The sequence below is a fragment of the Colwellia sp. TT2012 genome (genome assembly GCF_001440345.1).
Lineage (GTDB): Bacteria > Pseudomonadota > Gammaproteobacteria > Enterobacterales > Alteromonadaceae > Colwellia.
In genome coordinates this window covers 1-5664 of sequence record NZ_LJYX01000034.1, presented here as the reverse complement: position 1 = coordinate 5664, position 5664 = coordinate 1, and the positions used below count along the sequence as shown (strand labels likewise).

Annotated in this window: 9 protein-coding genes; all 9 read right to left on the bottom strand. The window is 35.3% G+C overall.

Annotated elements, in window-relative coordinates; translation table 11 throughout:
* Positions 1–135: 135 nt before the first annotated feature.
* Complete coding sequence (locus ASU03_RS18315) at positions 136–732, bottom strand: MepB family protein (protein ID WP_082627347.1); 597 nt, start codon at positions 730–732, stop codon at positions 136–138.
* 538 nt (positions 733–1270) lie between these two features.
* Positions 1271–1570 carry a type II toxin-antitoxin system RelE/ParE family toxin gene (locus ASU03_RS18310; protein ID WP_057833222.1) on the bottom strand — a complete coding sequence of 100 codons (300 nt, stop codon included), beginning with the start codon at positions 1568–1570 and terminating at the stop codon, positions 1271–1273.
* Positions 1558–1815, bottom strand: a complete 258-nt coding sequence (locus ASU03_RS18305; RefSeq protein ID WP_057833221.1) for a type II toxin-antitoxin system Phd/YefM family antitoxin — start codon at positions 1813–1815, stop codon at positions 1558–1560. Before ASU03_RS18305 ends, ASU03_RS18310 begins: the two co-directional genes overlap by 13 nt.
* Before the next feature lie 539 nt (positions 1816–2354).
* On the bottom strand, positions 2355–2816 hold the full coding sequence (locus ASU03_RS18295; RefSeq protein ID WP_057831332.1) for a CPBP family glutamic-type intramembrane protease: 462 nt from the start codon (positions 2814–2816) through the stop codon (positions 2355–2357).
* 123 nt (positions 2817–2939) lie between these two features.
* Positions 2940–3617, bottom strand: a complete 678-nt coding sequence (locus ASU03_RS18290; protein WP_157465965.1) for a hypothetical protein — start codon at positions 3615–3617, stop codon at positions 2940–2942.
* A 137-nt stretch (positions 3618–3754) separates the two neighbouring features.
* Positions 3755–4063, bottom strand: coding sequence for an excalibur calcium-binding domain-containing protein (locus ASU03_RS22135; protein ID WP_157465858.1), 309 nt, complete (start codon positions 4061–4063; stop codon positions 3755–3757).
* Between the two features lie 118 nt (positions 4064–4181).
* Positions 4182–4484: a hypothetical protein gene (locus ASU03_RS18280; protein WP_082627348.1), complete on the bottom strand. Its 303-nt coding sequence runs from the start codon at positions 4482–4484 to the stop codon at positions 4182–4184.
* 97 nt (positions 4485–4581) lie between these two features.
* The gene (locus ASU03_RS18275; RefSeq protein ID WP_157465964.1) at positions 4582–4848 is read right to left on the bottom strand and encodes a hypothetical protein; all 267 of its coding nucleotides are present in this window, start codon (positions 4846–4848) and stop codon (positions 4582–4584) included.
* A 125-nt stretch (positions 4849–4973) separates the two neighbouring features.
* A complete protein-coding gene (locus ASU03_RS18270) occupies positions 4974–5423 on the bottom strand; it encodes a hypothetical protein (RefSeq protein ID WP_057831032.1) in 450 nt (149 codons plus the stop codon).
* Between the last annotated feature and the right edge of the window lie 241 nt (positions 5424–5664).

Here is a 5664-nt window from a genome sequence, read left to right as displayed (position 1 = left end):
AGAAAGTAGCGATAATCGCGTGTATTAGAAAGCTAGTTATCACGCTCAATTCGATGGTGAGAGATGGTGTCTACTGGGATCCTAAAATGAATTAAATATTAGGGTTTGACACCATAGTCACTTGTTAGGTGTGATTCACACTCGTTTATTATTAAGCAGTTTATTTAATTCACATGAATCAATTAAACCATTATCATCAATCTCTAGAAAAAATGGTATTTGCCAACGCTGAGTTTTCTTGCCCGATTCAGAAAAAACCTTAGTTCCAACAATTCCCCTATCTTGACTCCACGGAGGAAATACTCTAAATCCTGTTTTTCCTTTACTTTTGACCGAAGATACAATTCCTTTTTCAATTAAAAGTGAGACGGGAAAAATAAACATTCCATATTTAGAGTTATGTTCGAGCGCTTCCGAAATATTAGAATGACTCTCTACATATATAAATAAATAATCAAGCTCACTCGATGTTAATGGTATAGGTTTATTGCCATTAGCATCCTCTAAATCGGGTCGCTGCCAAACAGCCAAAAAGGCGCCCGGCCTATCTGCAGTTACTTTACCTTTCCGATAAACAATACTTCGATCGTTTAGAGAAAAATTTAACGCTTCATATTTAGAGCTTTCAGGGACTGGGTCTAACTCAACGTTTTTAGTTATTTGATAACCTGCTGGAACAAACACTTTCACTAATAGAGATTCCAACTCATCACGATAATTTTGATTTACCAAAGAAATACCTTTTTCGATTTAAATACTATTCAGCTATATACCTGAAACTAGTCAAAACACCTAACGCCTCAATTAAGCGGCAAATTGCAGTTGGCTAAAATATGTGAGGCACGAACAAAAAGCCAACTGTAATTTGTCCGTTTGAATTGCCTTGTTAGTTGTTGGAGTTTAAAAACACCAAACTAACAACAAGTTACCATGTTTATTGGTTGTACGGAAGAGTCAAAAAGCACCTAGTACCGCTACACTCAAAAGGTTGAACTTTGAGCCACTCAACTTACCTTATTGAAGCGAACACACAAAACCTACAATTGACAAATGAGGCTGATTTTCGCTGGTTAACATTTGAAAGCTAATGGCGAAAACTCACCGACACACATGCCAAGCCAATTTATAAAACACCGATTTTACAATAAAATATTACTTTGATTTAGCGGTACCAACTAACGCCTTAATAAGCGGAAAATAATGGTTGGCTATAATCGCGAAGCGATGGCCAACTGTTATTTTTCCGTTTAATTAACTTGTTAGCCGTACATTAATTTAGAAGTAGAAACTTCCTTAGATCTCGCTCTTGTCGCATTACATGTAATATAAAAACTTTGTCACCATCTATTTTATAAAAGATACGACAAGGATTGACAATTATTTCCCTGTAATTCAATTTACTTAACTCTAAAGGTTTTTTTCCTGACTCTGGAAAACTTTCAAGTCTGTCGACTTTATCAAATACAGTTTGAACAAGTTTTTTTGCTGCTAATAAATTACTTATAGCGATATACTCTGCGATTTCATTTATGTCATCAAGTGCAGGAGAAGTCCATATTATTTCAGCCATTTGCTCATTTTCTCTTTGGCTAAACTATTTGATAGGGTTTCTTTATTTCTTATCGCTTGCTCTCCACGAGCAACACCTTCGAGGATTTGCATTCGTTGTTGCATGAATTCAAAGTCATCAACATCAACCAGATAAGCAGATGGTTGACCGTGTTCAGTAATTAGTACTGGTTCTTTTGAAGAGTGAAGCTCTGCTAAGATTTTGGTAGCTTGCCGCTTTAATGTGGTAACTAGTTCAACTCTCATAAAATAGCTCAATAAAAAATAAAAATGTATCACTATAGTAGCACATCGATTCAGCTACTGGTAGTACGGCTAACGCTAAATTAAGCGGCTAAGTACTGTTTGCTATACTGCGCGGAGCGCGAGCAAACTGTACGTGTCCGTTTGAATTTTCTTGTTATTTGATGGTAGCGGAAAACTACCAACGATAACAAGAGCTTTTAAAACAATGGCAGCCCGACCGTAGAAGCCAAAAGTGCCCAGCGTAGCTACCCACCAAACCATTAACTTTGAGCCAAACACTTAAGCTTGAACAAGATAATGGCTTTACAACAATAATGTCTAAAACAGTAAAGCCTATTAGCGGATTTAACCAAGCCGCTACGGCGAAAACTGAGGCGTAAAACACCAAACTAATTTAGAAAACACCGCTCTTACACATAAATATTTAGCTTGAATTAGCGAAGCCAAATAACGCCCAAATAATGGGCAAATGATAGTTGGTTAAAATAGGCGACGCAGGAGCAAAAACCAACTGTTATTTGTCCTGATTAATTTGCTTGTTAGCTTTCAATCGCTACAAAAGCTAAAACCGTCGCATTATTTAAAGCATGAATCATCATAACTACTAGCAAAGCATGACCTCTTGAATGATTATCCCAATATTGATATGCCATAGACATTAAGAAAAAAAGAGTAAAAACACCTATTCCCCATAAAGGTACTTGAAGCGAATGCATGATTGCCCAAATCAAAGCACTAATTATTGAGACATATAAAATATTAGGTGTCACTTTTCTTATTAATGCAATGATAGGAATCATTAATAAAGTTTCTAATATTGGTGCTAGTAATACACCTGAAAAAAATGATCTTACACCTATTTCAAAATCAGGTGCCTCTGCATTTGGAGCAAGATAGTCAATTAAGAAAGCGATAGGCAAACCTATACATAAAGCTAATATGTATATTTTAAATATATACAGTTTCAGTGGTTGATTAGTGTTTGATAAAAGTTTGAACAAATCTGCATCCTTGAGATGAAAGCTAACGCCGCATTAAGCGGCAAAAATGGGTTGGCTAAAATAAGTGAGGCACGAACGGTAGCCAACGTATTTTTGTCCGTTTGAATGCCTTGTTAGAATTTACTATTTCGTAACTTTATTATTTATTTGTTCTGTAAAATAATCTCGCCATTCAGTATTACTTTGCTCAGCAGGAAACTCTTGTTCTACTTTATCAAGCTCTAACAAGGCCATTCTATACTCTTTGACGCGAATCATAGATGATACCAAACCCCTACGAAATTCAATTTTTGTATTATTTGGACCAAATATACCTCCGACACGAGATTCTTCTTTAAGAATGGTACGATGAATGTCAATTTTAAGCATAATATCCGTTGCTGTATCTTGGAGATGCAGCAACATTTTAGTGTCGAGTTTATCTGTTCCATTTACGTGGGCGTGATACGCTTTATGGTAAAACTCAAAAGATATAATTTTTTGCTGTGCAAGCTCATCTAAGTCTAATGGTGACCTCGATGATATATTACCATCTTGATCAAAGTAATCTTTTGTCTTGAATGTACCAATGTACTCCCACTCAAGATCACCCATAGCATACAATAACCACGGGTTATTTTTATCCTCACTGATAAGTGTATTTATTTTTTTTCGTAGTAAATCTAAACTTTTTTTACCTTCATCAGTATTAGCTTGTATTGTGTATAATTCAGATTGAAATGAATCATATTTAAATTTTGCATTAACAGTTGATGAGAACAAAATAATAAATAATAAAAATACTCGCATATTTTTCTCCAAGTTGTGCGCCTATATAAGCGTAAATTCTAACGCTTACATAAGCGGAAAATTAAAGTTGGCTAAAATGTTTGAGGAACGAAAAACAGCCAACTGTAATTTTTCCGTTTGATGTTCTTGTTAGAGGTTTGAAAGCACCTCTACTTATTAAACTGTATTTCGCACGGAATACCATCACCGTCGCCATCCATTTTCGTATTGGGACAATAACGGATAAAGTATTTCGCTTCTTCATATGATGTCATTTGAGAGCAGTGTTGTCTGCCATCGCATTTATAGGTGATTTTAGGATTAGCTATCTCTTTAGCTTGAGCTAACGTTTTCATAGCATCACTGTTTGAGAATTCTGAAACAGCTTTTGTATGAGTTGATTCGATGAGAGTACTGTCTTTAAAGTAGAACTGCCAAGCAGCAGCACAAACGACTATGATAATAATTAAATTTTTCAATTGAACACCATCCTTGATAAAACCTCTAACGCCCACATTAACGGGCTAAGAAACAGTTGGCCATAATTGTGAACGTAGTGAACGCGGCCAACTGTTGCGTGTCACGTTGAATTGCTTGTTATATGCACGTACTGCTAATTACTGCATTTTGCTTATTAATTTCACTTGAATTTTTATCTGTTTCAGCAATAGCCAAATCTATTTTAGCTTCAGTACATTTATCAGATAACTCTTTATTCATAAGATAAGTTTGATCTTTTTGCTGCTGAGTTAACCCCTCAGCGCCACTATATTGATCTCTATCTTCAGGTGCTCGGTCTTTTTGATACGGTGGCGGTTGACTTGCACCACATGCTGATAATAAAACGACCAGCGAAATAGAAAGTAGTTTGATGTTCAATGCTTGACACTCCTTGTGCATATAACGCCACATTAAGCGGCAAAAAATTGTTGGTTATAATGTTGAACGGAGTGAAAACAACCAACTGTTTTTTGTCCGTTTGAATGACTTGTTAGCATTATTTCTCTTTTACAGCCCAGCCTCTGTTAGAAATGCATGAGTCTGAACTATTAAAAAATATAAACATTTCAAGAGCCGCATCTACAGTGTTATTTATAGGGCCTACATTTGCGTGAGAAATACCCGCACATTCAATAGCATCTTTTTGAAAAATAGCATTGTCTGCCAACATTTCCCCATGTTGCTCATGTATCACTATCGGTGGAGATTGACTGATAGTGCATGAAGCTAAATTCAATAGTAATAAATAAAGGATAAACTTCAAAGGTAGATAGATTCCCAATAATGCTAACGCCCCATTAAGAGGCAATAAAATAGTTTGCTAAAATGTTTGAGGAACGAAAACAGCAAACTGTTTTTTGTCCTTTTGAATGGCTTGTTAGCTTTTTATTACTCCGGCATTAGAAAAGCAAATGCATTTATTAAAGCGTGAATTGAAAAAACTATTATATATGCATCTTTTCTCGAAACCTTATCCCAAACTTGAAAAGCAATTGAGAAGACTAAAAAAGTAAAAAATGTAACAAGCCCCCAAACAGGTATTAATAATGAATGTAAACCAGCCCAAAATAAAGCGCTAACAAAACAAATAATACCGAATTTATTAGTGAATGATTTTATTACACTAAAACTTAAGGTCATTAAGAGAGTTTCAATAAATGGACCAAAAATAATAACACTAAAAAAACTTAATATAGTTAATTCAGAATCAGGGCTTTCTGATAACGGAAAAAAAATATGCACACCGTAAGCAGCAGGTAGTGCCAAACAAAGAGCTAATATGAATGATTGAATCACATACAGATATTTTGGTTGATGAGTATTAAATAGAAATAGCACAAATAATCCTTTATAAAGCTAACGCCCAATTAACGGGCTAAGTAATAGTTGGCCATACTTGTGAACGGAGTGAACGCGGCCAACTGTTGCGTGTCCTGTTGAATTGCTTGTTATATGCAATGCTGGTAAAACCAAGCGATACAATAACTTAAAGGCACAGTTAAATAAACATTAGCCTCTATTTTGAGCCACATAAATAACCGATTTAGAACGAATGGTTGTGCAGTAAACGATAATTAAA